This window comes from Flavobacterium magnesitis, assembly GCF_041729735.1.
Lineage (GTDB): Bacteria > Bacteroidota > Bacteroidia > Flavobacteriales > Flavobacteriaceae > Flavobacterium > Flavobacterium magnesitis.
The window spans coordinates 1-26,036 of the sequence record NZ_JBCFQK010000031.1; the positions used below are offsets into that span (position 1 = coordinate 1).

Consider the following 26,036-nt stretch of genomic DNA (forward strand, 5'->3'; position numbering starts at 1 on the left):
ATTATAAAATAATCTTTTTTTAACTCCCTTTCCATTAGAAAGGAAAAAACAAAAACGGCTATTGAATTTCAATAGCCGTTTAATATTCAAATATTCTTGTAAATTATTTATCTCTTGTAAAAGGAATTGTTCTTCCATCTCCAATAACCATATCAAAACCTGTTTTGTCTTTGTTAAATTTAAATTTCAAACCAGCACGTTTGGATTCAAATTCGTCTTTCCCAATAACATCTACTGTAAAATCAGGATAATCTGTAATTGCTACATTAAGCAAAGTATTTTTTTCTGAAATAACAATCTTAATCGGCACTCTTGGATTTGAATAACTTCCTAAATAAGGATCGTAAATCATATTCTCTTCTACCAAACCCTTGTTAGAAGTCCAAACATTATTCACCGAATTACTATCTGGAAAAACACGATCTGGATCTAAAGTAATACTTTCTATTTCTTCAGTCGAATTGTGCTCAAAAGTCCATACCACATTTTTTTGCCATACTTCTACTGGTAATTTTACACGATCTACTTTACCACTTTTAGTTTTAACATCTAAAACTACTGGCATTGGCATTTTTTCGAAATTTTCTATGGTAATTAAAACCCCTTTTTTAGGATCGTTTTTAATGTATTTTATGGAATTTATACCTTGATCAAAACGCCAATTGTACTGAAACCAACCTCTCCAAAACCAAGCTAAATCTTCTCCTCCAACATTTTCCATTGTTCTGAAAAAATCATCTGGCTGTGGATGTTTAAAAGCCCAACGCTCTACATAAGTTTTCAAAGCCAAATCAAAACGTTCTGGTCCTAAAACCTGCTCACGTAAAATAACTAGTCCCGCACTTGGTTTAGAATAACACAAATCGCCAATATGAGCTTCTTTCATATTGTCTGGCGAACTCATAATAGGTTCTAATTCTGGACTAGTGTAAGCAGCACCACTTTCGTGCATATCTGCTTTTTCATCCTTATATTCACCGTTATTAAAATCAATATCACTCAATGAATTGATAAAAGTATTAAAACCTTCATCCATCCAGCCAAATAAGCGTTCGTTAGAACCTACAATCATAGGAAACCAGTTGTGTCCAAACTCATGATCTGTAACGCCCCAAAGTCTTTTCCCTTTAGACTTCCAATTGCAAAAAACAATTCCAGGATATTCCATTCCGCCTTCATTTCCAGCTACATTTGTCGCTACTGGATACGTATATTCCATCCATCTTTTAGAATAATTTTCTACAGAATATTTCACATATTCTGTAGAACGTCCCCAAGCTTCATTTCCGTCACTTTCTTCAGGATAAGCCGATAATGCCAATGATTTTTTACCGCTTGGCAAGTTGATTTGAGCTCCATCTAAAATAAAAGCTGGCGAAGAAGCCCAGGAAACATCACGGGCATTAATCATTTTATAGCGCCATGTTTTAGTAGCAGCAGTTGCCGAATTTTTAGCAGCCAACACATCGTCCAAAGAATGAATTATAACGGTTTTATCGCTTTCTTTAGCTTCATTAAATCGTTTAAATTCTTCAGTAGAATATACTTCTTTTGGATTCATCAATTCACCAGAACATACCACAACATGATTTGATGGAGCAGTGATTGCAATGTCAAAATCTCCGTATTCCAAATAAAACTCAGAAGCTCCTAAATAAGGATTTACATTCCAACCTCTAACATCGTCATACACACACATGCGGGGATACCACTGCGCAATAGTAAAAATTTTCCCGTTTTTGGTTTCTAAAACTCCTGTCCTATCTGAACCTTCATTAGGACATATATAAGAGTATTCAATCTTAAACTCGATTTTCCCACCTTTGGATTTTAATTCTTCTGGAAGAAAAAGTTGCATTCGAGTATCACTAATAAGATACTTAGCTTCAACATCATTAATTTTCTTATTATCGATTTTGATTATTTTAACCGATTTGATTTTGTATCCACCGTCAAAAATTTGCCCACGGGCACCATTTCGGCTTCCTGTAATGGGTACAATTGCCTCACCTCTAGAATCTGATTTAAATAAATTTTGCTCTAAATTCAGCCATAAAAAAGACATGGAATCGGTACTGTTATTGGTATAAGTAATAATATCAGTACCCGTAATTTCATTAGTTTGTTCGTTTAAACTAGCCGTTAATTTATAATCAGCACGGTTTTGCCAATATTCAGCTCCTGGCTGACCACTTGCAGAACGTGTTGCTGTACCATTTTGAGTATAAAAAAATGGTGCAAAAGCATCGTGATAATTATAATTAGTTTTTAGAACTGAAGTTTCTTGAGCCTGCAAAGACAAAGCTCCGAATAATATTGCTATTTGAAAAATAGCTCCGAATCGAATGTTTTTCATGTTTTTTCCAATTTGAAACAAATTAATAAAAAAAATTACAGATTTCTTTAATATAATTTAAGGTTTAATTAAAATTTATGAAATATATTTATCGAATTTAATTTTATACCTAACAAACTGCATTTTGACAACAACAATTTCGAACAAACAGATAACTGCAAAAATAAAACACCAAGGAGCCGAATTATGCTCATTACAGGCTAACGACACTAAAAAAGAATATATTTGGGAGGGAAATCCGGAATATTGGGGGAAGCATTCGCCTGTTTTATTTCCAATTGTAGGAACACTTAAAAACAATTCTTTTCAAATAGATAATACTTCTTATCAATTACCGAGACATGGTTTTGCCAGAGATATGAATTTCGAACTAATTGATAAAACTGAAAATAGCGTCACTTTTTCAATTCAATCCACATCTGAAACATTAAAAGTTTATCCTTTTGAATTTGAATTACAAATAATTTATGCTCTGGAAGGTAAAAAACTAAACATTGCATACAGAGTCATCAATAAAAATCAGTCGCAATTACCTTTCTCTATTGGTGCGCATCCTGCTTTTGCTTTAAATGGAAATTTTGAAGATTACGAATTGCAATTCGAAAAAGACGAAGCTTTAGTTTATCATTTATTAGAAAACGATTTGATTTCAGCAGCAACTAAAACAGTCCAAAGACAAGACAACTTGGTCAAACTAAACTATCCATTGTTTGAAAATGATGCTTTAATCTTTAAAAATTTACAATCAAAAAGTCTTAGCATTTTAAAAAATGGAATTCCTTTACTAAAAGTTGATTTTCAAGGTTTTCCTCATTTAGGAATCTGGACTAAAAAAGACGCTCCTTTTCTTTGTATCGAACCTTGGTATGGCTATTCAGACACTAATGAATCAACAGGGAATCTTTTTGAAAAGGAAGGAATCCAAATTATTGAAGCCAATGCAATTTTTAATTCAAAATTCACAATAGAAATAGTCTGAATTTTCAACTTTGCAACGAATTTACTTTTAAAATTAACATAATTCTTATAACTATCTTATAGTCTAAAACTTATATTTGTGTCCGAAGTGACAACTATAAATAATGTTGCCCAACAAAATACAATGAAAAAAGCAATTTTATTTTCCTTTGTCCTTTTATTCTCAATAACTACTTCAGCACAAACCTACATCAAACTTAATGGATTATCGGCTTTGTTGGGAGTGCCTCAGGTTGGGATAGAAACTAGTATTGGCGCTAAATCAACTTTCAATGTTGATGTTTTTGCTTCTTTATGGAAATCATTTGATGGAAAACCCATGCAAGCCGTAATGTTAACTCCTGAATATCGTTATCATTTTAAAGAAAAAAACAATGGTTTTTATACTGGTATTCATTTTGGTGGAGATGTTTATAAATTGCAAAAATGGAATTACTGGGGAACAAACATGTACGAAAAAGGCCTGGGTTACCATATAGGAGCCACTATTGGTTATCAAAAAAAGCTAAGCGATAAGTTCGTTTTAGATGCTTTTTTAGGTGGTGGTTGGCATCAGGGTTTTTATAAAGGGTATTATACCGATGGAACACCTGGAAGATATGACGGTGCGAAAAATTTTAATAAAAGTGGTGAATGGCTTCCGTACAGAGGCGGAATCATGATTTCGTATAAAATAAATTAACCCATTTTTTTTAAAGATTGAACATACAATTCTTCTACTTTTTTTCTCGCCCAATCGGTTTTTCGTAAAAAAGTCAAACTTGATTTTATACTTGGATTTTCAGTAAAACATTTAATTTTTATTAATTCGGCTAAAGTATCGAATCCATAAAAATCAACTAATTTTTCCAATATTGCTTTTAAAGTCAGTCCGTGAAGCGGATCATTTGAAGTTTGTTTTTCCATAAAGCAAATTTATATCAATTTCATTAAAAAATTGTGGAATTTTAGTAATTGTTCCTACATTTGCAAACCTATGCTAAAAACTGTCAACATACTTAATAAAAGAGCCCGATTTGATTATGAAATAATCGAAAAATTTACTGCTGGAATTGTTTTAGCAGGAACTGAAATCAAATCCATCCGATTAGGAAAAGCTAATATCACCGAAAGTTTTTGTGAATTTAGTGGCACTGAACTCTTTGCCATTAACACCTACATAGAAGAATATGCTTTTGGAAACCAATTCAATCACAAATCCAGAAGCGAAAGAAAATTGCTTTTAAACAAACGAGAATTGAAAAATCTTGCCCGAAGTGTTCAGGCCAAAGGTTTAACTATTATCCCTTTGCGATTGTTTACCAACGAAAAAGGAATGGCTAAACTAGAAATTGGTCTTTGTAAGGGTAAGAAAAACTACGACAAACGTGAATCTTTGAAAGAACAGGATACCAAACGAGATTTGGACCGCATCAAAAAAGCTTTTAATTAATTTTAAAAGCTTTTTTTAATTTTTATCTTCTAATAAAGGAACAAATCTAAATTCGCCTAATTCGTGTTTTTCAAACTGTGTTTCGTTTTTTCGAATCAGCAACGTCATCACTTGAACATCTTCTCCTAAAGGAATAACTAATCTTCCGCCTATTTTTAACTGAGCCATCAATGGTTTTGGTATAATTGGAGCACCCGCAGTAACAATAATACTATCAAAAGGACCATACGTTGGTAAACCTTTATAACCATCGCCAAAAGTAAGATGTTTGGGTCTAATTCCTAATTTTGGTAACAAAGCTGATGTTTGCTTAAACAACTCATTTTGTCTCTCAATACTATACACTTTTGCACCCATCAAACACAAAACTGCCGTTTGATAACCTGAACCAGTTCCTATTTCTAGAACTTTATGATCTTTTTTTATTTCCAATAATTGAGATTGAAATGCCACCGTGTAAGGCTGCGAAATAGTTTGTCCTGCACCTATAGGAAATGCTTTATCCTGATACGCATAATCTTCAAAACTAGAGTTCAAAAAAAGGTGTCTTGGGATTTTTTTTATCGCATCAAGCACCTTCAAATCAGTAATTCCTTTTTGTTGTAAAGTGCTTACTAATTGATTGCGAAGTCCTTGATGTTTTGCTGTATCTTTCAATGTTGGGGGATTAATTTTTTGTAAAAATAGCAGTAAAAAATCCAAAAAGCAAAACCCAAAATCCAAATCAATTATTCTATGATTTTAATTTGAATTTCCTATTTTTGTTAAAAATACATTATCATGCTAAAAGTAGGAGTTTTAGGTGCTGGTCATCTGGGTAAAATTCATTTGCGTTTATTACAACAATCTGAAAAATATGAGTTAGTTGGTTTTTATGATGAAAATCAAGAATATGCCCAAAAAATTGCAAAAGAATTTGGATACACAAACTTCAATACTATTGCTAAATTAATTCATGCTGTAGACGTAATCGATATTGTAACTCCTACCCTTTCGCACTACAAATGCGCCAGAGCAGCCATCAAATCAGGGAAACACGTTTTTATCGAAAAACCCATTTCAAATACCATTGAAGAAGCTGAAGAAATTATTGCTTTGGCTAACGAATACAATGTTAAAGGTCAGGTAGGACACGTAGAGCGTTTTAATCCTGCTTTCATTGCCACTAAAAATATGGTCGAAAATCCGATGTTCATAGAAACACATCGTTTGGCTGAATTCAATCCCCGTGGAACAGATGTTCCTGTGGTTTTGGATTTAATGATTCATGACATTGATGTTATTTTAAGTGTTGTTAATTCGAAAGTAAAAAATATTAGCGCCAGCGGAGTTTCAGTAATCAGTGATACACCAGATATTGCTAATGCCAGAATCGAATTTGAAAATGGTTGTGTTGCTAATCTAACAGCAAGCCGAATTTCGATGAAAAACATGCGCAAAACACGTTTCTTTCAAAAAGATGCTTACATCTCTGTTGACTTTTTAGAGAAAAAATGTGAAGTGGTAAAAATGAAAGATGCTCCTGAAGTTCCCGGAGATTTTGATATGATTTTGCAAAATGCCGAAGGTGTAAAAAAGCAAATCTATTTTTCGAATCCAGATGTACAACAAAATAACGCCATCCTAGACGAATTAGAAACTTTTGCTGATGCCATTGTTAATAATACAACTCCTATTGTAACGCTGGATCAAGCGACTGAAGCTTTAAGAGTAGCACACCAAATTATAGCTTGTTTCAAGAAATAATTCAAAAATAAAAAAATAAGTTAGCCACGAATTCACGAATTAATTGGTGAATTCGTGGCTAAAATTATAAATATCAATTTTTACAAAAATGAAAATAGTAGCAATAATAGGCGCAGGAACTATGGGTAACGGAATTGCTCATACTTTTGCCCAAAATGGTTTTACCGTAAAATTGATTGATGTTTCCGAAGAAGCTTTGGAAAAAGGCATGACCACTATTTTTACCAATTTGGACAGAATGCAAAACAAAGGAAGCATTACTGCCGAAGATAAAATGAAAACCATTTCGAATATCATTTGCTACACAGATATAGAAGACGGTGTCGTTGGTGCTGATTTAGTGATTGAAGCCACAACTGAAAATTTGGATTTAAAACTTAGAATTTTCAAAAAGCTGAACGAATTTTGTTCCCACAACACCATTTTTGCAACTAATACTTCTTCTATTTCTATTACTCAAATTGCAGCTGTAGTGGCGCATCCAGAACGAGTAATTGGAATGCACTTTATGAATCCTGTTCCTATAATGCCTTTGGTAGAAGTCATTCGCGGTTACAACACTAGTGACAAAGTAACTCAATTCATAAAGACATTAACATCCAAATTAGGAAAAACGGCTGTTGAAGCTCATGATTATCCTGGTTTTGTTGCCAATAGAATTTTGATGCCCATGATTAACGAAGCCATCGAAACCTTATACAACAAAGTAGCCGGAGTAATCGAAATTGACAACGTAATGAAATTAGGAATGGGACACCCTATGGGACCATTACAATTGGCTGATTTTATTGGGCTGGATGTTTGCTTATCGATATTGAATGTAATGTATGATGGATTTAAAAATCAAAAATATGCTCCTTGCCCACTTTTAGTGAATATGGTCTATGCTAAAAAATTAGGTCTAAAATCAGGAGAAGGATTTTATGATTACAGCGAAAATAAAAAAGCAGAAAAAGTTTCGAAACAATTCCAATAGAATTTAAAAAAACACAACAATGTCAATTGCAGAAAATGTATTGTCCATAAAAAACAATTTACCTGAACACGTAACGTTAGTAGCGGTTTCTAAAACTAAACCTGTTGCTGATTTGATGGAAGCTTACAATGCAGGTCAACGAATTTTTGGTGAAAACAAAATTCAGGAAATGACCGAAAAATGGACGCAAATGCCCAAAGACATTCAATGGCACATGATTGGTCACGTTCAAACCAATAAAGTCAAATTTATGGCGGAATACGTGAGTTTGATTCATGGCGTGGATAGCTTAAAATTACTACAAGAAATCAACAAACAAGCCCAAAAGCACCATCGTGTAATTGATTGTTTGCTCCAAATACACATTGCTGAAGAAGAAACTAAATTTGGTTTAGATGAAAAAGAGCTAAATGAAATTTTTGATTTTGTGGAGAACGAAAAAGAAGGAATGAAAAACATTCGAATTGTAGGTTTAATGGGAATGGCTACTTTTACAGATAATCAAGACCAAATCAAAAAAGAATTTACCCATTTGAAATCTATTTTTGATTCAAAACAAAATCTGAAATCTGAAATCTGCAATCTGAAATCCCTGTCCATGGGAATGTCAGGTGACTATAAATTAGCTATTGAATCTGGAAGCACGATGATTCGTGTAGGAAGCAGTATCTTTGGAGGCAGAAATTGATTTTTGATTGGAGAAATAGACTATTTATAATTTCAGATTAAAATCTGCAAACTGTTAACTGTAAACTGAATACTTATTTTGTACGCAATATTAGACATAGAAACTACTGGAGGACAATTCAACGAAGAGGGCATTACCGAAATTGCTATATATAAGTTTGACGGTCATCAAATTGTGGATCAGTTTATCAGTTTAGTGAATCCTGAAATTCCTATTCAGCCTTTTGTGGTAAAATTAACAGGGATAAATAATGCTATGTTGCATTCGGCACCTAAATTCTACGAAGTAGCCAAGCGTATTATCGAAATTACAACTGATTGTGTTTTAGTTGCTCATAATGCTTCATTTGATTATCGAATTTTACGAACCGAATTTCGCCGTTTAGGATACGATTTCAACACAAAAACCCTTTGCACAGTTGAACTATCTAAGAAATTATTGCCCGAACAAACTTCGCATAGTTTAGGGAAATTAGTTCGCGCTCTGGGTATTCCAATGGCCGACAGACATCGTGCCAGTGGTGATGCTATGGCTACGGTAAAATTATTCAAAATGTTACTCGAAAAAGACCTTGAAAAATCAATTGTGAAAGATTTTATCAAAATCGAGGTAGAAAAAGGAATAGCGCCTAAACTACTAGATATTTTAAGGGATTTACCAACTCAAACCGGAGTTTATTACATTCATAATAAAAATGGGGATATTCTTTATATTGGCAAGAGCAATAACATTAAAAAAAGAATCAATCAACATTTTACAGGTATAACAAAAAAGAGTAAACGCATCCAAAATGAGGTCTATACAGTTACTTTTGATGAAACTGGAAGTGAACTTATTGCATTATTAAAAGAAAGTCAGGAAATAAAAGTCAATAAACCTATTTTGAATAGAGCCCAACGCAAAAATATTTTTATATATGCACTCTACTTAGAAAAAGATTCAAACGGTTATTTTAATTTAAAGTTACAAAAAACGGACGGTCGTAAAAAAGAAATTACCGCTTTTGCTTCGTTGCAAGAAGGAAAAAGTTTTCTGTTCAGCATAACCGAAAAACATCAGTTATGCCAAAAATTAAATGGGTTATACGAAACCAAAAAAGAATGCTTTCAGTACAATATAAAAGAATGTAATGGAGCCTGCATTGGTATAGAACCTACTGAAATTTACAATGCTCGTGTAGAAAATTTTATTAGCAATCATACATTTGAAAATAAAAGCATGATTATTATTGGCAGAGGCAGAAACATAAATGAAAGAAGTGCTGTTTTAATTGAAAATGGCATTTATAAAGGCTATGCTTTTTATGATTTGAATTACCAAATCACCAATGTCAACATCCTGAAAAACATTCTAATCCCGATGGAAAGCAATCGAGATATACAACGAATTATTCAAGCATACATTAGAAAAAACAAAGCTTTAAAATTAATTCATTTTTAAATTTTCAACAAATGGAGTTTTCCTCAATGTATTCTAAGTTTAGAAAAAAAGTCTATATAATCATATACCATACAAATACCAGAGCGGGACGGTTATTTGATTTAATACTATTGGGAGTCATTCTATTGTGTGTACTTTTAGTAATGTTAGAAACCGTTGCTGAGTTTGATTTAAAATACCATTCTTACTTAATTACACTCGAATGGATTATAACCGTATTTTTCACTATCGAATATTTACTTCGAATTCTATGTATAAACAAACCCATTCGGTATATTTTTAGTTTTTATGGCATTATTGATTTATTAGCTATTTTACCTATGTATGCCTCACTTTTCCTTACAGGTTATAATATATTAACAGTAATAAGAGCCTTGCGTTTATTGCGCTTATTCAAAATTTTAAACAATCCACAATTTACTAACCATTCTTATAAACTAAAAAAAGCACTTATTGCAAGCCGTGGAAAAATAGTTGTTTTTATCTATTTTGTCCTTATTAGTACCATAATTATAGGTTCAATAATGTACCTAGTAGAAGGGAAAGAAAATGGTTTTACCAGTATCCCAATTAGCATTTATTGGACTATAGTTACACTTACCACTGTAGGTTATGGTGATATTTCTCCACAAACGCCTTTAGGTCAATTTATTGCTTCTTTTGTAATGGTTTTAGGTTATGGTATCATTGCCGTCCCTACAGGAATTGTGTCGGCTGAAATAAGTAAATTCAACCAGAATAAAATGACGCATCATCAAAATCCTTGCGTAAATTGCGACAATACCGATTATCCTGCTAATGCAAAATTTTGTCCTCAATGCGGACATTCGTTCGAAAACAATTAAAATGAAACATCTAATTACTATAATTGGCCCCACAGCTATCGGAAAAACAGCTTTGAGTATTCAGTTAGCTAATCATTACAATTGTGAAATTGTTTCTTGTGATAGCCGTCAATTTTTCAAGGAAATGACTATTGGAACTGCTGTACCTAATCCAAAAGAATTGGCTGCAGCAAAACATCATTTTATCCAAAACAAATCTATTTTCGAAAATTATACCGTAGGTGATTTCGAAAAAGAAGCCATTGCAACCATTGAAGAATTGTTCAAAACCAATGATTATGTAGTTTTAGTTGGCGGTTCAGGTTTGTATGTCAATGCTATTTTGCAAGGTTTTGATACTTTTCCCGAAATAGATTCGGCTATACGCCAAGAAGTCAATGCTAATTATGAAAAACTAGGCATTGGTTATTTGCAAGGAGAGCTAAAAAAACGAGATCCTGATTATTTCGAAAAAATCAATATCGAAAATCCGCAGACTTTACTCAATCCGCAACGCATGATGCGATTTGTAGAAGTTTGTATTGGAACTTCAAAACCATATTCTTCTTTTTTAAACCAAACCAAAAACGAAAGAAGCTTCACTCCTATTCTTATTGGCCTTGAAGCGGAAAGAAATGTGATGTACAATCGTATCAATCAGCGCGTTGATATTATGATGACCGAAGGTTTGCTTCAGGAAGCAAAGGGTTTGTATCATAACAAAGAGTTAAACGCCCTACAAACCGTTGGTTACCGTGAATTATTTAGTTATTTTGAAAAAGAATTTTCTTTAGAATTTGCCATCGAAGAAATCAAGAAAAACACCCGTCGTTTTGCAAAACGCCAACTCACTTGGTTCAAAAGAGATGAAAATACCAAATGGTTTCATTTTGAAACACCAACTCATCAAATAATTGATTATATTAATTTAAATAAAAAAATCTAAAATCGTTAATCTAAAATACCCATGCCAATAGATTCTAATTTCACTTCTGTACTAAGCAAAGATTTTGAAATCAATTTCACCCAATGTTTGCCTTCTGGAAACCTAAAATATACCGAATTGTGTAATTTGCTACAACTCACAGCAGCGACACATTCTGAAATTGGAGGTATCAGTTTTTCTGACATGCAAGAATTTGATCAAGCCTGGGTTTTAAGCAGAATGCGAGTAGAAATTAGAGATTTGCCAAAATGGAAAGATACCGTAACGGTAAAAACCTGGATTAACAGCCTAGAGAATTCTCGTTCCGTTCGTGCTCTGGAAATGTATGTTAACGGTAAAAAGATGGTGGGTTGCGAGACTTTTTGGGCCGTTTTTAACACTAAAAAACGTCGTCCAGAACTATTAACTTTAATACACGATCATTTCGAATTATTTCCAGATTTAAAAGCTACTGAAGAAAGTTTTTCAAAAATTGAAATCAATCCTGAGAAAGAAGAAGTGTTTAGCAAAACTGTTATTTTATCAGATTTGGATATTGTCAACCATGTTAATAATGTTAAATACCTAGAATGGTGTATGGATTTGGTTGATGAAAATATTATTTTAAAGCAAAAAATAAAAAGCTTCGAAATGAATTTCATGAAAGAACTTTCATTACGAGATCAAGTGATGATTCATGAAAATGTTTCCGACGATTCCATTGTTTTTAGTATTACCAAAGAAGATAAAAACTGCTTTGCATTGCAGTTGAATTTGGGGTAAATTTCTAAAAATAATCCTAATTTTTCCAAATCATAAGCTATAAAAGTCACGCTAATTTTTTTAGTTTGGTTTTTTTTTATTTACTTTAAATTTCTTAAATACTATAAAATATCGAAAGTCTTTTCAAAAATACAGCCCCCATTCATCTATTGGCTAATGCCAATTCAGATAAAGATTATTTCCCGTTGGATTTATCAGTTAACAATTCAAATTTAGCAAAAATCGATATTACAGATGCTTTAGCATTTGAAAATTATATACTAGAACAACAGCAAGTTTTCGATTCCAAAATTGCCTTTGGCGGTTATCTGGAGAAACGAAATTTATATCAAAGAAGTAGCCATTTTAAAAGTGAAGTTACTGAAGAACGCAACATTCACATTGGTATTGATTTATGGACTCAGGCAGGAACAGCTATAATTTGCCCTTTGGATGGCTGGATTCATAGTTTTAAAAATAATGATGCAATTGGCGATTATGGTCCAACACTAATTTTAAAACATCAATTAGAAAATGAAATTTTCTATACTTTATATGGACATTTGTCGTTAGAAAGTATACAAAATATAAAAATCGGAATGTCTTTTGAAAAAGGACAACAGTTGGCAACTCTTGGACATCCATCTGAAAATGGTAATTATGCACCACATTTGCATTTTCAAATTATCAAAAATATTGATGATTACCGCGGTGATTATCCTGGTGTATGCAGTCAGTCTAATTTGGATTTCTATTTAGAAAATTGTCCCGACCCAAATCTATTATTAAAAATAAAAACATTAAAATGAAAAAACTGATCGTAATCTTAAGTCTAATTGCATTAGTAGGATGTAAATCAAAAAAAGTACATCATAGAGAGGAAGTTGTAAAAGTAGCTTTAACACAAATTAATAACAGTCAAAAAAACAAAGCCTACGAATTAGGAAAACGTGTTTTAATGACCTGTAATACTTCTAAATTCAAACCTTTTACCACTAGCGAAGCAACAACATCGGTGATCAATAATATTACTATTGAAAAACTTTCTAAAACCTGTTCTAAGTATAGAATGTGGTATGGAACTTTTAAAGATCTTCAATTAGCTGAAGTATATCAAAACACCTACAATCAAACAACAGTCTATCGTTTTAGAGCTTTGTACACCAAAAAAGTAGCCAATAAAGAACTTCGTGTTTTTGTAAATTCTGACAATCTGGTTTCTGCCATAAAATCATCCGATTGGGCAGATAATTTCACATACAATCAATAAAGAAATAATACTTTAGTATTAACAAAAAAAAACAATTCTAATTATTGACTAAAAATAGTATCATTAATTTGAAATATTTTGCCAAAAACAAGGGAAGCCTTATGTACTAAAACAGACCAATCTTCGGCAGCGCTATCATCAGCACCGTCTGAAATGTATTTAAGACATAGAAACGGAATGTTTTCATTTTTAGCAATTGCTGCTAATGCATAGGCTTCCATGTCCACAACGTTGTATTGATTTGTATTGTGTTCCGTCTCAAAATTATCTCCTGTACCACAAATTCCCATAGGAAATTCTTCCATTGGTAAACCATAGTTTAAAACTAATGGAACATTTGAAAAAGGAGTTTCATAAAGTGCAAAGCCTAGACCTCGTACATCCATATCACGCTGAACAAATTGCGTACAACAAATCACATCTCCTTTTTTAAACTGACTACTTCCAGCCGTACCTAGATTGACTATTAAATCAGGCTTTTTTTGATGGATTGCTTTGGTTAATTCGTAACTGGCATTCACTTTTCCTATTCCTGTAAACAAGCTGTTTTGTTGATTAAAAATATCGCCTGCTTCCATTTCTAAAGCAAATACAAAAAGAATATTTTCTATTAAAAATTGATGGTCTTTATTAATTTTTATCATGTTTATCAATCTGTGCTTTTTTGGGTAAAATTTAAGAAAAGCAAAATTACAAATTATATTAGTGGTCTTGAATAGTACAACAAAAAAAGCCATCTTTTAATGGAATCAAAAGATGGCTTTTAGTATAATTTTTTTTTAACTTATTTTGCAGCTTTAGCTTTTAATGCATTTTTCTCTGCAGTCATTTCTAAAGCTCCGTAAACTCCTGAAAGTGTTTTTACAATATCTGCATTGTCAGGGTCTAATTCGTAGGCTTTTTTCAAGTAAGGCAAAGTACTTCTAAACAAATCTTCTCTTTTCTTTTTTAATATGTCATAACGCTTCATGTCTTTATCTGAAGTACCTAACTTATTCATTTCTTCAATAAGACCTTTTTCATCTTGCAATTTTAAAACCGCTAAGTTGATGTAAGCATTAGTATAATCAGGTTTGATTTCTACTGCTCTTTTGTAATATTTCTCAGCTTCTGCATTATTATTTGCATTAGCAGAAATAACACCTAAGTTATAAACTAATCCAGCATCATCAGGATTTTTAGCTAATACTTCAGTAATTATTTGCTTGTATTTGTCAAAATCTTTAGTTTGTAAATACAAGTTAGCTTCAGTTAACATCAACGAAGAATCATCAGGATTAGTTGTTCTGGCATCAGCAACTGCTTTTTTAGCTTCAGCAATTTTTCCTTGATCTACTAAAATCAAAGCCATGTTTTTGTAAATCTCTCCTCTTTTAGAAGGAATTTCTTCCGTTCTAGGTTTTTCATGAGTTCCAATTTTTACTGCTTTATCTCTTTCATCAGCAGAAGGAAATCCAACTTCATCTCCACTAACCTTACTTACAGCAAGGTATTCCGTAGCTTTTCCAGAATAGTTAATGCTTTTTAATTCATTATACAATTCCATTGCTTTATCGTAATTTTTAGCACTTACGTATGTTGAAGCTGCATAATAAAGATTGATAGTATCTTTTTTATCTAACAAATAGGCTTCGTGTAACTTTTGAGCTCCTTCAGTATTGTTATTTTCTTTAGTTGCTGCAACTGCACTATTGATTAATAAACCTTTAATTTTAGTAATCGAAGTTGCTGCTTGTGCAGAATACTTTTGTTTTCCAGATGCTTTTTCAGCAGCAATTAATTCTTTGTAAGTATCAGCTGCTAATTTCATATTTGCATCGGTATCGATTTTTTTATCTACCAAATCCAAATGCGCATTTCCTTTTAAAAAATAATACTGTGCTTTTTCTTCATCAGAAGCATTAGCCAATACTGGCTCAACCGCTTTTAAAAGTTCTAACACTTCTTTCATATCTCCGCCTCTTACAGCTTTCTCGGCTGCTTTCAGTTCTTTTTTCTGAGCAAAAGTTGCAACAGACAGCAATAAAGCTGAGGCTAGCATTACAAATTTACCATTCATAATATTCATTTTTAATATTTATAATTTATTTTGATCGTAGTTTATTCTTCGTCTTCTTCCTCAGAATCATCTTCATCTAATTCTTCTTCGTCAGCAACATCGTCTTCATCGTCATCATCTTCTACCACTCCGTCATCTTCCAGAACTTCTAAATCCGGTTTCACTCTTTCGATAGCTACAGTTTCGATAACATTACCTTCCTCATCAACGATAACTTCAGCAACATCATCTTTCATCACTTTTGTTACAGCAGCAATAGAATCTTTACCTTTTAAATTAATCAATCGAACTCCTTGCGTAGCACGACCCATTACTCGTAAATCTTCAATAGCCATTCTAATCGTTAATCCTGATTTATTGATAATCATCAAATCATCAGCATCCGTAACCGCACTAATCGAAATCAAACTTCCTGTTTTCTCGGTGATATTAAGGGTCTTAACACCTTTTCCACCACGATTCGTGATTCTGTAAACGTCTTCACCATCTTCGTCAACTAATTTGGTACGTTTACCGTATCCGTTTTCAGTAACTACTAAAATTTGCGAATCGTTGATATTATCTTTGTCTACAGTAACCATACCAATCACTTCATCCGTATCGTCTTTCAACGTAATTCCACGAACTCCAGAAGCTGTTCTTCCCATTGGACGCGTCTTAGTTTCTTCAAAACGAACTAATTTACCAGACTTAACCGCTAAGATAATTTGGCTTTCACCATTAGTCAACTCAGCTCCTAATAACTCATCACCTTCTTTAATAGTAATGGCAGCAACACCGTTTACACGAGGTTTAGAATATTTCTCTAAAGACGTTTTCTTAACCTGACCTTGCTTAGTTACCATAACCAGGTTATGCGTCTTGATATAATCCTGATCTTTTAAATCCTGAGTACAGATAAATGCTTTTACCTTATCATCACTTTCGATGTTAATCAAATTCTGAATCGCTCTACCTTTTGCCGTTTTGCTTCCTTCTGGAATTTCATAAACACGCATCCAGAAACATTTTCCTTTTTGGGTAAAGAACATCATATATTGGTGATTTGTAGCCACAAACATATGCTCTAAGAAATCCTGATCTCTTGTTCCAGCACTTTTTTGTCCAACTCCACCTCTATTTTGCGTTTTGTATTCTGTAAGGTTTGTACGTTTGATGTAACCTGCGTGCGAAATGGTAATCACTACATTCTCATCGGCAATTAAATCTTCGATACTAACATCTCCTCCTGAATATTCAATTTGAGAACGACGCTCATCACCATATTTCTCACGAATTTCAGTAAGCTCTTCTTTGATCAAATCAGTTCTTAAATTTACATCAGCTAATAAAGCTTTCAAATGATCGATCAACTTCATCAATTCTTCGTACTCTGCCCTTAACTTGTCTTGTTCCAGACCTGTTAATTGACGCAAACGCATCTCAACAATAGCACGAGCCTGAATATCCGATAATTTGAATCTTTCGATTAATTTTTCACGAGCTTCCTCAGTGTTTTTAGAACCTCTAATCAATGCGATTACTTCGTCGATATTATCAGAAGCAATAATTAAACCTTCAAGAATATGTGCTCTTTCTTCAGCTTTGCGTAATTCAAACTGTGTTCTTCTAACTACTACATCATGGCGGTGCTCAATAAAATAGTGAATCATATCTTTTAGATTCAACATTTGTGGGCGACCTTTTACTAATGCAATATTATTGACACTAAAAGAAGATTGTAATTGAGTGAATTTATATAAAGTATTCAAAACTACGTTTGGAGTAGCGTCACGTTTCAGGATATAAACGATACGCATACCATTTCTATCTGATTCGTCTCGAATATTAACAATTCCTTCGATTTTTTTCTCGTTAACTAAATCAGCTGTACGCTTAATCATATCAGCCTTGTTAACCTGGAAAGGAATCTCAGTTACAATAATACATTCTCTTCCGTCTACTTCTTCAAAACCAACTTTAGCACGCATTACAATACGTCCTCTTCCAGTTTTAAATGCTTCACGAACTCCTTCATAACCATATATAACACCTCCAGTTGGAAAATCTGGAGCTTTAATATGCGTCATTAATTCGTCTATTTCAATATCATTATTATCAAGGTAAGCTAATGTACCATTAATAACTTCTGTTAAATTGTGAGGTGGCATATTAGTGGCCATACCTACCGCAATACCTGTTGCTCCGTTTACCAATAAAGTAGGAACACGGGTTGGCATTACTTTTGGCTCATATAGAGTATCATCAAAGTTTAGTTGGAAGTCAACTGTTTCTTTTTCGATATCTGCCAATATTTCTTCTGAAAACTTGCGCATTCTGGCCTCAGTATAACGCATTGCTGCTGGACTATCCCCATCAACAGAACCAAAGTTACCTTGACCATCAACTAATAAATATCGCATACTCCACTCCTGAGCCATACGAACCATAGCGTCGTAAACAGAAGTATCTCCGTGTGGATGGTACTTTCCTAAAACTTCCCCGACAATTCTTGCGGATTTTTTATGAGCAGATCTTGAAGTTACTCCTAAATCATACATTCCATAAAGTACTCTTCGATGCACTGGCTTCAAACCATCTCTAACATCTGGAAGCGCTCTTGATACAATTACCGACATTGAATAATCAATGTAAGCTGATTTCATTTCATCTTCTATGTTAATAGGAATTAACTTTTCTCCTTCAGACATAAGTTGTTATATTAAATAATTATATTCATTTCAAAACGTGCCAATATACGGCTTTTTGAAATTTTTAAAAGCTTTTCAATACACTAATTTCAATGATTTATTAACAAATTAACATTGGCTTTTGTTTAATAAATTAAAAATAAAACCAAGCTTTTCTGGCTTTTTTTTTGTCTATTAGCTGACATAAGTACTCTAGGTACGGTTTTTGTTTTTCAATTAGTAATTCACTAAATTTACACATACTATAAATAAATATTATGGATGATAATTTTTCACCAAGAGTAAAAGATGTTATTACCTACAGTAAAGAAGAAGCTTTACGACTGGGTCATGACTTCATTGGGACAGAACACCTGATGCTTGGTATCCTTAGAGATGGTAATGGTAAAGCAATACAGATATTAAACAATTTATCAATCGACCTGGATCATTTACGTAAAAAGGTAGAAATCCTAAGCCCTGCAATCCCGGGAATAGATAGTAATTTAGAAAAGAAAAACCTGCATTTGACTCGTCAGGCGGAGCGTGCTCTTAAAACGACTTTTCTTGAAGCCAAGGTTTTTCAGAGTCCGTTAGTAAGTACGGCTCATCTATTATTATGTATTTTAAGAAACGAAAACGATCCTACAACCAAGCTATTGAATAAACTAAAAATAGATTATGATATAGCTAAAGAACAATATCTAAATATGACACCAAACGAAGAAGAATTCTTAGAAAATTTACCAAGAGCTACTGACTCTTATAACGACGATTTAGGACAAGATGACAGTTTAAAAGAAGGTAATTTCAATAATCCAGCCAACAAGTCCAACAAGAAATCTAAAACTCCTGTTTTAGACAATTTTGGTAGAGACTTGACTGAAATGGCAGAGGAAGGAAAACTAGACCCTGTTGTAGGACGCGAAAAAGAAATTGAGCGTGTTTGTCAGATTCTAAGCCGTCGTAAAAAAAATAATCCATTATTAATTGGAGAACCAGGAGTTGGAAAATCAGCAATTGCCGAAGGTTTAGCATTGCGTATTATCCAAAAGAAAGTATCCCGAATTCTTTTCAACAAACGCGTTGTTACTTTAGATTTAGCCAGTTTAGTTGCTGGAACTAAATACCGTGGACAGTTTGAAGAGCGCATGAAAGCAGTAATGAACGAATTAGAAAAAAATGACGACATTATCCTTTTCATTGACGAAATTCACACCATTGTTGGTGCGGGCGGAGCTACTGGATCTTTAGATGCGTCTAACATGTTCAAACCAGCATTAGCCAGAGGCGAAATACAATGTATTGGTGCAACAACATTAGACGAATACAGACAGTACATTGAAAAAGATGGTGCTTTAGAAAGACGTTTTCAAAAAATTATTGTAGAACCTACTTCAGTAGAAGAAACAATTACCATTTTGAACAACGTGAAAAACAAATACGAAGATCACCACAATGTTACCTACACTCAAGAAGCTATTGAAGCTTGTGTAAAATTAACCAACCGATATATGTCGGAACGTTTTTTACCAGACAAAGCTATCGATGCATTAGACGAGGCAGGTTCACGTGTTCACATCACTAACATTGAAGTTCCTAAGAAAATATTAGACTTAGAACGTCAATTAGAAGACATTAGAGAATTAAAAAATGCTGTTGTTAAAAAACAGAAATACGAAGAAGCTGCTAAACTTCGCGATGACGAAAAACGCATCGAAAAAGATTTAGCTATTGCTCAGGAACAATGGGAAGAGGATGCTAAAAGCAACCGAATTGAAGTAACAGAAGACAATGTTGCCGATGTAGTTTCTATGATGACTGGAATTCCAGTAAATCGTATTGCACAAACAGAAAGCAATAAATTAGCCAAATTACCACAACTTATCGAAAGTAAAGTTATTGGTCAAAACGAAGCTGTTGTAAAAATTGCTCGTTCAATTCAAAGAAATCGTGCTGGATTGAAAGATCCAAATCGTCCTATTGGTTCTTTTATTTTCTTAGGTCAAACTGGTGTTGGAAAAACACAATTGGCTAAAGTTTTAGCTAAAGAATTATTCGATTCTGAAGATGCTTTAGTACGAATTGACATGAGTGAATACATGGAAAAATTTGCTATTTCTCGTTTAATTGGTGCACCTCCAGGATACGTAGGTTACGAAGAAGGTGGACAATTAACTGAAAAAGTACGCAGAAAACCTTATGCAGTTGTTCTTTTAGACGAAATAGAAAAAGCACACCCAGATGTTTTCAACATGCTTTTACAAGTATTAGATGACGGATTTTTAACAGATAGTTTAGGTCGAAAAATTGATTTCAAAAACACTATTATCATCATGACTTCTAATGTTGGAGCAAGACAATTAAAAGATTTTGGTCAGGGAGTAGGTTTTGGAACTGCTGCTAAAGTGGCGCAAGCAGATGATAATTCGAAAAGTATCATTGAAAATGCTTTGAAGAAAACATTCGCACCTGAATTCTTAAACAGAATTGATGATGTAATTGTATTTAACGCTTTAGAGAAACATGATATTGATTTAATTATCGAAATCGAATTGAAAAAACTATATGCCAGAGTTGCTGATTTAGGATACCAATTGAATCTTTCTGATAAAGCAAAAGCATTTATTGCAGATAAAGGTTTTGATAAGCAATTTGGTGCAAGACCATTAAAAAGAGCGATTCAAAAGTATGTAGAAGATACTCTTGCCGAGGAAATCATCACTTCAAAAATTACAGCTGGAGATGAAATTTTTATGGATATCGAAGACGGTTCTCAGGAATTAACTGTAAAAATTCAAAAAGCAGGAGAAGCAACTAATCCATAAAAATTGCTATCCTTTTCATACTTAAACCCGTTACGTTTTCATAACATAACGGGTTTATTCTTTTAACACAATTGGCAGTAATTTAAATAACAAATAACTACATTTGGCGTTTTACATAATACAATCTCAATCCAATAAAATAATGAATAAAGTAGTTGTAGGTAGCGAAGAATGGTGTTCATTCCCTGAATTAGGAATTCCAACAATAAAAGCCAGAGTAGATTCGGGAGCAAAAACTTCTGCCCTACACGCTATTAATATTGCCCCATTTATAAAAAACGAAACAAATTGGGTCAAATTTGATATTAATCCCATCCAAAACAATTCTAAAACCATTATTCATTGTGAAGCCCCTTTGGTAGACAAAAGAATTGTAAAAAGTTCAAGCGGATTTAGAGAACAACGCTACGTTATTCAAACCAATCTAAAAATTGGCGACACCATTTGGCCAATAGAAATGACTTTAACCAACAGAGATACTATGGGTTTCCGTATGCTTTTAGGCCGTGAAGCCATGAGCGGAAGAATCCTTGTTGATCCTGAACAACGATTTTTATTGGGTCAACCCACTTCCGACAGCCTAAAAGAAATCTATAAGAATTCGGAAAAAGCACCTAGCGGGTTACGTATTGGTTTATTAGCAAGCAATCCTGAATTGTATAGCAACAAAAGAATCATGGAAGCAGGAGAAATGCGTGGTCACGAAATGCACTTCTTGAACATCAAAGAATGTTACATCAAACTAGATGCTAAAACTCCTGAGATTCATTATCGTGGCGGAAAAATACTGAATCAATTTGACGCTATCATTCCTAGAATTCGACCAAGTATTACCTTTTACGGCTGCGCTTTAACACGTCAATTTGAAGCATTGAAGGTGTTTTGCTTAAATTCGGCTACAGCCATAACACAATCGCGAGATAAATTATATTCACTACAATTACTTTTGAATAGCGGAATTGATATTCCGACAACTGGTTTTGCTAATTCTCCTTTAGACACAGACGATTTAATAAAAATGGTTGGTGGTTCACCTTTAATCATAAAATTATTGGAAGGAACTCAGGGAAAAGGAGTGGTTTTAGCCGAAACAAAAAAAGCGGCAGAAAGTGTTATCAATGCTTTCAAAAGTTTGAATGCTAATATTCTTGTTCAGGAATTCATCAAGGAAGCTAACGGTAAAGATTTACGTCTGTTTGTAGTAGACGGAAAAGTAGTAGCTACTATTCAGCGTGAAGCCATGCCAGGTGAATTTAGAGCCAACATCCACCTTGGCGGAACAGCTTCAATTATCAAAGCAACTCCAGAAGAGAAAAAAATAGCCATTAAAGCCGCTAAAGCTATGGATTTAAAAGTAGCAGGTGTAGATATTATTCGTTCTTCAAAAGGGCCTCTATTGCTTGAAGTAAACTCTTCACCTGGTCTTGAAGGAATCGAAACAGCAACTAACAAAGATATCGCTGGAGAAATGATTAAGGCTATCGAGAAAAACTTCAAAATGGAAACAATAAAAATTTAAGAATCTTTTTATTTTTTTTCACTTTAAAACAATTTTCTTCACCCAGTCCTAAAGGGAGGAAAATTGTTTTAAGTTGAAACTACAATAAGCACTATAGACAAAAGTGCTAAAACAAGTCCCAGATAATTTAGTTTTGATAATTTCTCTTTAAAAACAACTATACCTACTATACTTCCTAGTAGAATAACTCCCATATTCATTCCCGCAAAAACAGTAGATGGATTTGTCGAGAAAGCCTGATGTGCTTTCAAATAAAACAATATATTTCCAAAGTTAAAACCGCCCACCAAGAATCCAAAAAAGAGATTATTGAGTTCAAAAGATTTCTTCTGAACTATCATTTCGTACAACACCGCACCAATCATACAAAAGAAAGCGATACTAAAAATTACAAACAAAGAAGTTGTATATGGAATAGCGGTAAAAGCAGCTACTTTTTTGAACAAAATATCAATAATACCAAAACCTAAAAAAACTAAAATAGGATATTTAAAATCTGATTTTGTATTATCAGCAGTTTTATTCAGAACACAAAATAAAGCCAGAAAACCAATTGTAATTCCGATTAGTTTAGTAATTGAAAACACTTCTTTAAAAAGCAACCAGGCTGCCAAAATAGACACAAATAAAGATAATCTTTGAGCCGCGTCGGTTTTTACAATTCCGATATTTTTGATTGATGTAATCAAAAACAGGAAAACTACGGGCAACAAAATTCCCAAACCTCCATAAAGTAAAAATGGAGTTTCGGCTGTAATTGCGGTTACATCCGGAGAAAAAACAGCGTAACAAAGCAACAGTGCAAAAAGGTAATTAAACAATACTATTTGCTTTGCATTCGTAGACCATTTTCGAGCTATTTTAAAAATCACTCCCACAGCCACACTACAAATAACACTTAGCAACAAATACAACATAACCAATTGATTTTAAACACAAACAAAAACTTTTGTTTTACAAAAAGCACTAAAAAACAAAAGCCATCCGATGCATCGGATGGCTTAGTATATTTTTATTTTATTTTACAAAAAAATATTTAATATATAATAGCAAATGGCCGCTAAAAGTGCCGAAATAGGAATGGTTAAAATCCAAGCCCAAATCAAACTAACAGTTACTCCCCATCTTACTGCCGAAACTCTTTTGGTTAACCCAACACCAATAATAGAACCTGTTATCGTATGAGTTGTACTTACTGGAATTTTTAAATGTTCGGTAAAATATAAGGTTAAAGCTCCTGCTGTTTCTGCCGCAACACCTTCAAAAGAAGTTACTTTGGTAATCTTAGATCCCATTGTTTTTACAATTTTCCAACCACCGCTCAATGTTCCTGCCGCAATAGCCGAATAACAAGCTAACGGAATCCACTCTGGCATAATCCCCGGAGTATCTCCATCAGGCAAAGCTACTTGCAACCAGCTAGGCATTGACTCTAAAGCCACTCCTTCACTGTTTACATAAACAATTACCGCTGCTGCAATAATACCCATTACTTTTTGAGAATCGTTACCACCATGTCCTAAACTAAATGCTGCTGAAGATAGCAATTGCATCTTTTTTAGCATTTTCTCCGATTGATGATGACTCAAACTACTGAAAAACAAACAAAATGTACTGATTGATAAAACAATAAAACCAACTAAAAGCCATTTTATATTATGAGGTTCAAAAGCGACACTCCAAAAATGAGATTCAAATCTTGGCTTACCAATATCATTAATCATCATGTGGCTTACAAACCATACCGTAGCAATCATCAATAGTATTGTAAAAATCTTTGGATAAATACTTTTTCTGGCAGCGTTTAACAACCAAATCGAAATTAAATAAGAAGCGATTGCTCCTACTAATGGTGCCAAAAATATAAAAGCAATAATAATCATTACTCCTGTTGGCAATCCACCTGGTTTTCCCGGATCATACCAGTTTACAATATTATACCAATGTCTAGTGATAGTAACACCATCTTCAACTACAGTATAATCTGAAAAACCGTGCATATAAATAGCGTGAGCTACGGCTGCACCAGCAAATCCACCAATTAAAGTATGAGAAGAACTCGACGGAATTCCTAACCACCATGTTAATAAATTCCAACAAATGGCAGCAATAACACCTGCCAGAATTACAATCAAGTTGATATCTATAGTGTGTGCTGTTTTTGCCACAGTATCTGCTACTCCAAAACCAAAAACCCAATAGGCTAAAAAGTTAAAAAATGCAGCCCAAACCACTGCTTGAAAAGGAGTTAACACTTTTGTAGCAACTACCGTTGCAATAGCATTAGCAGCATCATGAAAACCGTTTATGTAATCAAAAATTAATGCTAAAACTATAATTGTGATAAGTAAAGTCATAAGTGATTACTTCAAAGAATAAATTAAATTTAAGAATGTTTAACCGAAATAGACTCTAAAACACTTGCTACACTTTTACATTTGTCTGTAGCTGATTCTAGAATTGATAATACTTCTTTGTATTTAATGATGTTCTTAGCGTCAGTTTCATTTTCGAAAATTTCAAAAACCGCTTTGTTATAAACATTATCTGATTTATTTTCTAACTTAGAAATTTTAGCACAAGCAGCTTTAATTTTATGTGCATTTTTAAAATCTCTCAATTCTTTTACCGCAATTTCGATATGCTGACAAGCTTCAAGATTAATTTCTGTCAATTTTCTAATGGATTTAGTAATCTTATCCACTTGATACAATCGCATAATGCTTGAAGCACCGTGCAAACGATCGGCAACATTATCAATAGAAGTAACCAATGAGTGAATGTCTTCTCTATCAAACGGAGTAATAAAATTTCTACTCAACTCTAAATTAGTTTGACGGGTAATATCTTCTCCTCTTTGTTCTAATTCGTCTATTTTCTGAAAAAGCACTTCTCTTTCTTTCAAAGGAAGATTTACAGCTTCGTGCAAATTAGAAGCCAACTCAATCAAATTACTAGAAGCTTCTTCAAAAAGTGGAAAGAATTTTTTATCCTTTGGTACTAAAAATTGGAAAATACTGTTTATTGACATTTTTTACTTTATTTTTTAGAAAGCAAAAATACTTTTTTTTATTTCATGATAAAGTCATTTTAAAAATTAATAATCCACTAATTTGTTTTTTTCACGTAATCTGTGCTTTTTTAAATTATAAATTAACCCAAATAGAAAATACTTCGCAAAGCAATTAGTACAAAACCGCTATTTATCAAAAAATGAAGCTTTTCAGTTGCTGAATTCCTAAAAATAAAAAACACACTATTTTAATCTAAAAAAAACGACAGCAAAACAGACTCTAAAACTTTTTAAGTGGCTACGTTTTTTAAAGTTTCTCATTTTTATAAATCTTTCTTCCTATTATTTTCACAAAAAACAAGTTATTTCTAAAAATTTAAAGAAGAATCGTTATAATTAAAAGCAGTAAAAACATATATTTGCTCTTTTTTTAAAATTATTCACAAAAACCAAATAAAGGTTTTTGCTTTTTATAAAAAACTGTATTTTTGGGAACTCTTATGAAAGACAACAGAACTATATATCAATCTCCGATAGCAACTCAAATTTGG

The 26,036-nt window shown here is 33.1% G+C and carries 23 protein-coding genes; 14 read left to right on the plus strand and 9 right to left on the minus strand.

The genetic code is table 11. The annotated features are described in order from the left end of the window. Nucleotides 1–103 precede the first annotated feature (103 nt). Nucleotides 104–2,356, minus strand: a complete 2,253-nt coding sequence (locus tag AAGV33_RS15225; RefSeq protein WP_373393137.1) for a M1 family metallopeptidase — start codon at nucleotides 2,354–2,356, stop codon at nucleotides 104–106. Nucleotides 2,357–2,480: 124 nt separating this feature from the next. On the opposite strand from AAGV33_RS15225, the gene AAGV33_RS15230 reads away from it, so the two are divergent. Together AAGV33_RS15230 and AAGV33_RS15235 are read left to right on the plus strand one after the other, a co-directional pair. After that, nucleotides 2,481–3,335: an aldose 1-epimerase family protein gene (locus tag AAGV33_RS15230; RefSeq protein WP_373393138.1), complete on the plus strand. Its 855-nt coding sequence runs from the start codon at nucleotides 2,481–2,483 to the stop codon at nucleotides 3,333–3,335. Between the two features lie 123 nt (nucleotides 3,336–3,458). Next, nucleotides 3,459–4,016, plus strand: coding sequence for a DUF3575 domain-containing protein (locus AAGV33_RS15235; RefSeq protein WP_373393139.1), 558 nt, complete (start codon nucleotides 3,459–3,461; stop codon nucleotides 4,014–4,016). On the opposite strand, the gene AAGV33_RS15240 is transcribed toward AAGV33_RS15235, so the two are convergent. Continuing rightward, complete coding sequence (locus AAGV33_RS15240; protein WP_373393141.1) at nucleotides 4,013–4,240, minus strand: VF530 family protein; 228 nt, start codon at nucleotides 4,238–4,240, stop codon at nucleotides 4,013–4,015. The two genes, AAGV33_RS15235 and AAGV33_RS15240, sit on opposite strands and share 4 nt — an antisense overlap. A gap of 70 nt (nucleotides 4,241–4,310) precedes the next feature. On the opposite strand from AAGV33_RS15240, the gene smpB reads away from it, so the two are divergent. Beyond that, a complete protein-coding gene (smpB, locus tag AAGV33_RS15245) occupies nucleotides 4,311–4,766 on the plus strand; it encodes an SsrA-binding protein SmpB (RefSeq protein ID WP_373393142.1) in 456 nt (151 codons plus the stop codon). 15 nt (nucleotides 4,767–4,781) lie between these two features. On the opposite strand, the gene AAGV33_RS15250 is transcribed toward smpB, so the two are convergent. Continuing rightward, nucleotides 4,782–5,423 carry a protein-L-isoaspartate(D-aspartate) O-methyltransferase gene (locus AAGV33_RS15250; protein ID WP_373393144.1) on the minus strand — a complete coding sequence of 214 codons (642 nt, stop codon included), beginning with the start codon at nucleotides 5,421–5,423 and terminating at the stop codon, nucleotides 4,782–4,784. 123 nt (nucleotides 5,424–5,546) lie between these two features. Here AAGV33_RS15250 and AAGV33_RS15255 point away from each other — a divergent pair, with 123 nt between their 5' ends. The 9 genes from AAGV33_RS15255 (at nucleotide 5,547) to AAGV33_RS15295 (ending at nucleotide 13,397) form a co-directional block, all read left to right on the plus strand. Next, nucleotides 5,547–6,512 (plus strand): Gfo/Idh/MocA family protein, encoded by a 966-nt coding sequence (locus AAGV33_RS15255; protein ID WP_373393145.1) that lies wholly within the window; start codon nucleotides 5,547–5,549, stop codon nucleotides 6,510–6,512. An 88-nt stretch (nucleotides 6,513–6,600) separates the two neighbouring features. Continuing rightward, nucleotides 6,601–7,488, plus strand: a complete 888-nt coding sequence (locus AAGV33_RS15260) for a 3-hydroxyacyl-CoA dehydrogenase family protein (protein WP_373393146.1) — start codon at nucleotides 6,601–6,603, stop codon at nucleotides 7,486–7,488. Nucleotides 7,489–7,507: 19 nt separating this feature from the next. Next, nucleotides 7,508–8,176: a YggS family pyridoxal phosphate-dependent enzyme gene (locus AAGV33_RS15265; protein ID WP_373393148.1), complete on the plus strand. Its 669-nt coding sequence runs from the start codon at nucleotides 7,508–7,510 to the stop codon at nucleotides 8,174–8,176. A 78-nt stretch (nucleotides 8,177–8,254) separates the two neighbouring features. Beyond that, complete coding sequence (locus AAGV33_RS15270; protein WP_373393149.1) at nucleotides 8,255–9,616, plus strand: exonuclease domain-containing protein; 1,362 nt, start codon at nucleotides 8,255–8,257, stop codon at nucleotides 9,614–9,616. A gap of 11 nt (nucleotides 9,617–9,627) precedes the next feature. Next, the gene (locus tag AAGV33_RS15275; protein ID WP_373393151.1) at nucleotides 9,628–10,461 is read left to right on the plus strand and encodes an ion transporter; all 834 of its coding nucleotides are present in this window, start codon (nucleotides 9,628–9,630) and stop codon (nucleotides 10,459–10,461) included. A 1-nt stretch (nucleotide 10,462) separates the two neighbouring features. Then, nucleotides 10,463–11,386: a tRNA (adenosine(37)-N6)-dimethylallyltransferase MiaA gene (gene miaA / locus AAGV33_RS15280; RefSeq protein ID WP_373393153.1), complete on the plus strand. Its 924-nt coding sequence runs from the start codon at nucleotides 10,463–10,465 to the stop codon at nucleotides 11,384–11,386. Nucleotides 11,387–11,407: 21 nt separating this feature from the next. Further along, entirely contained in the window at nucleotides 11,408–12,148 is a 741-nt protein-coding gene (locus tag AAGV33_RS15285; RefSeq protein WP_373393154.1) for an acyl-[acyl-carrier-protein] thioesterase, read from the plus strand. A 185-nt stretch (nucleotides 12,149–12,333) separates the two neighbouring features. Next, nucleotides 12,334–12,936, plus strand: coding sequence for a peptidoglycan DD-metalloendopeptidase family protein (locus tag AAGV33_RS15290; protein WP_373393156.1), 603 nt, complete (start codon nucleotides 12,334–12,336; stop codon nucleotides 12,934–12,936). Continuing rightward, nucleotides 12,933–13,397, plus strand: a complete 465-nt coding sequence (locus AAGV33_RS15295; protein WP_373393158.1) for a hypothetical protein — start codon at nucleotides 12,933–12,935, stop codon at nucleotides 13,395–13,397. The genes AAGV33_RS15290 and AAGV33_RS15295 overlap by 4 nt, the downstream gene beginning before the upstream one ends. A gap of 41 nt (nucleotides 13,398–13,438) precedes the next feature. Here AAGV33_RS15295 and AAGV33_RS15300 read toward each other — a convergent pair whose 3' ends face one another. The 3 genes from AAGV33_RS15300 to gyrA all read right to left on the minus strand — a co-directional run bounded on the left by AAGV33_RS15300 (nucleotide 13,439) and on the right by gyrA (nucleotide 18,146). Further along, nucleotides 13,439–14,041 (minus strand): 5'-methylthioadenosine/S-adenosylhomocysteine nucleosidase family protein, encoded by a 603-nt coding sequence (locus tag AAGV33_RS15300; protein WP_373393160.1) that lies wholly within the window; start codon nucleotides 14,039–14,041, stop codon nucleotides 13,439–13,441. A gap of 140 nt (nucleotides 14,042–14,181) precedes the next feature. Then, nucleotides 14,182–15,456, minus strand: coding sequence for a tetratricopeptide repeat protein (locus AAGV33_RS15305; RefSeq protein WP_373393161.1), 1,275 nt, complete (start codon nucleotides 15,454–15,456; stop codon nucleotides 14,182–14,184). 41 nt (nucleotides 15,457–15,497) lie between these two features. After that, complete coding sequence (gene gyrA / locus AAGV33_RS15310) at nucleotides 15,498–18,146, minus strand: DNA gyrase subunit A (protein WP_373393162.1); 2,649 nt, start codon at nucleotides 18,144–18,146, stop codon at nucleotides 15,498–15,500. A gap of 257 nt (nucleotides 18,147–18,403) precedes the next feature. On the opposite strand from gyrA, the gene AAGV33_RS15315 reads away from it, so the two are divergent. Next, entirely contained in the window at nucleotides 18,404–20,953 is a 2,550-nt protein-coding gene (locus AAGV33_RS15315; RefSeq protein WP_373393164.1) for an ATP-dependent Clp protease ATP-binding subunit, read from the plus strand. 142 nt (nucleotides 20,954–21,095) lie between these two features. Further along, a complete protein-coding gene (gene rimK / locus AAGV33_RS15320; protein WP_373393165.1) occupies nucleotides 21,096–22,472 on the plus strand; it encodes a 30S ribosomal protein S6--L-glutamate ligase in 1,377 nt (458 codons plus the stop codon). A 68-nt stretch (nucleotides 22,473–22,540) separates the two neighbouring features. Here the strand turns inward: rimK and AAGV33_RS15325 are convergent, their stop codons facing one another. The 3 genes from AAGV33_RS15325 to AAGV33_RS15335 form a co-directional block, all read right to left on the minus strand. Beyond that, a complete protein-coding gene (locus AAGV33_RS15325; RefSeq protein ID WP_373393167.1) occupies nucleotides 22,541–23,389 on the minus strand; it encodes an EamA family transporter in 849 nt (282 codons plus the stop codon). A gap of 105 nt (nucleotides 23,390–23,494) precedes the next feature. Further along, entirely contained in the window at nucleotides 23,495–24,829 is a 1,335-nt protein-coding gene (locus AAGV33_RS15330; RefSeq protein ID WP_373393169.1) for an inorganic phosphate transporter, read from the minus strand. 29 nt (nucleotides 24,830–24,858) lie between these two features. Next, nucleotides 24,859–25,503: a DUF47 domain-containing protein gene (locus AAGV33_RS15335; protein ID WP_373393170.1), complete on the minus strand. Its 645-nt coding sequence runs from the start codon at nucleotides 25,501–25,503 to the stop codon at nucleotides 24,859–24,861. Nucleotides 25,504–26,036 lie beyond the last annotated feature (533 nt).

What these genes read in the sequence shown, in the direction of transcription:
- AAGV33_RS15225 (WP_373393137.1), bottom strand. Translation starts at nt 2,356, where the DNA reads ATGAAAAACATTCGATTCGGAGCTATTTTTCAAATAGCAATATTATTC.
- AAGV33_RS15235 (WP_373393139.1), top strand. Translation starts at nt 3,459, where the DNA reads ATGAAAAAAGCAATTTTATTTTCCTTTGTCCTTTTATTCTCAATAACT.
- AAGV33_RS15240 (WP_373393141.1), bottom strand. Translation starts at nt 4,240, where the DNA reads ATGGAAAAACAAACTTCAAATGATCCGCTTCACGGACTGACTTTAAAA.
- smpB (WP_373393142.1), top strand. Translation starts at nt 4,311, where the DNA reads ATGCTAAAAACTGTCAACATACTTAATAAAAGAGCCCGATTTGATTAT.
- AAGV33_RS15255 (WP_373393145.1), top strand. Translation starts at nt 5,547, where the DNA reads ATGCTAAAAGTAGGAGTTTTAGGTGCTGGTCATCTGGGTAAAATTCAT.
- AAGV33_RS15260 (WP_373393146.1), top strand. Translation starts at nt 6,601, where the DNA reads ATGAAAATAGTAGCAATAATAGGCGCAGGAACTATGGGTAACGGAATT.
- AAGV33_RS15265 (WP_373393148.1), top strand. Translation starts at nt 7,508, where the DNA reads ATGTCAATTGCAGAAAATGTATTGTCCATAAAAAACAATTTACCTGAA.
- AAGV33_RS15275 (WP_373393151.1), top strand. Translation starts at nt 9,628, where the DNA reads ATGGAGTTTTCCTCAATGTATTCTAAGTTTAGAAAAAAAGTCTATATA.
- miaA (WP_373393153.1), top strand. Translation starts at nt 10,463, where the DNA reads ATGAAACATCTAATTACTATAATTGGCCCCACAGCTATCGGAAAAACA.
- AAGV33_RS15285 (WP_373393154.1), top strand. Translation starts at nt 11,408, where the DNA reads ATGCCAATAGATTCTAATTTCACTTCTGTACTAAGCAAAGATTTTGAA.
- AAGV33_RS15295 (WP_373393158.1), top strand. Translation starts at nt 12,933, where the DNA reads ATGAAAAAACTGATCGTAATCTTAAGTCTAATTGCATTAGTAGGATGT.
- AAGV33_RS15300 (WP_373393160.1), bottom strand. Translation starts at nt 14,041, where the DNA reads ATGATAAAAATTAATAAAGACCATCAATTTTTAATAGAAAATATTCTT.
- AAGV33_RS15305 (WP_373393161.1), bottom strand. Translation starts at nt 15,456, where the DNA reads ATGAATGGTAAATTTGTAATGCTAGCCTCAGCTTTATTGCTGTCTGTT.
- gyrA (WP_373393162.1), bottom strand. Translation starts at nt 18,146, where the DNA reads ATGTCTGAAGGAGAAAAGTTAATTCCTATTAACATAGAAGATGAAATG.
- AAGV33_RS15315 (WP_373393164.1), top strand. Translation starts at nt 18,404, where the DNA reads ATGGATGATAATTTTTCACCAAGAGTAAAAGATGTTATTACCTACAGT.
- rimK (WP_373393165.1), top strand. Translation starts at nt 21,096, where the DNA reads ATGAATAAAGTAGTTGTAGGTAGCGAAGAATGGTGTTCATTCCCTGAA.
- AAGV33_RS15325 (WP_373393167.1), bottom strand. Translation starts at nt 23,389, where the DNA reads ATGTTGTATTTGTTGCTAAGTGTTATTTGTAGTGTGGCTGTGGGAGTG.
- AAGV33_RS15330 (WP_373393169.1), bottom strand. Translation starts at nt 24,829, where the DNA reads ATGACTTTACTTATCACAATTATAGTTTTAGCATTAATTTTTGATTAC.
- AAGV33_RS15335 (WP_373393170.1), bottom strand. Translation starts at nt 25,503, where the DNA reads ATGTCAATAAACAGTATTTTCCAATTTTTAGTACCAAAGGATAAAAAA.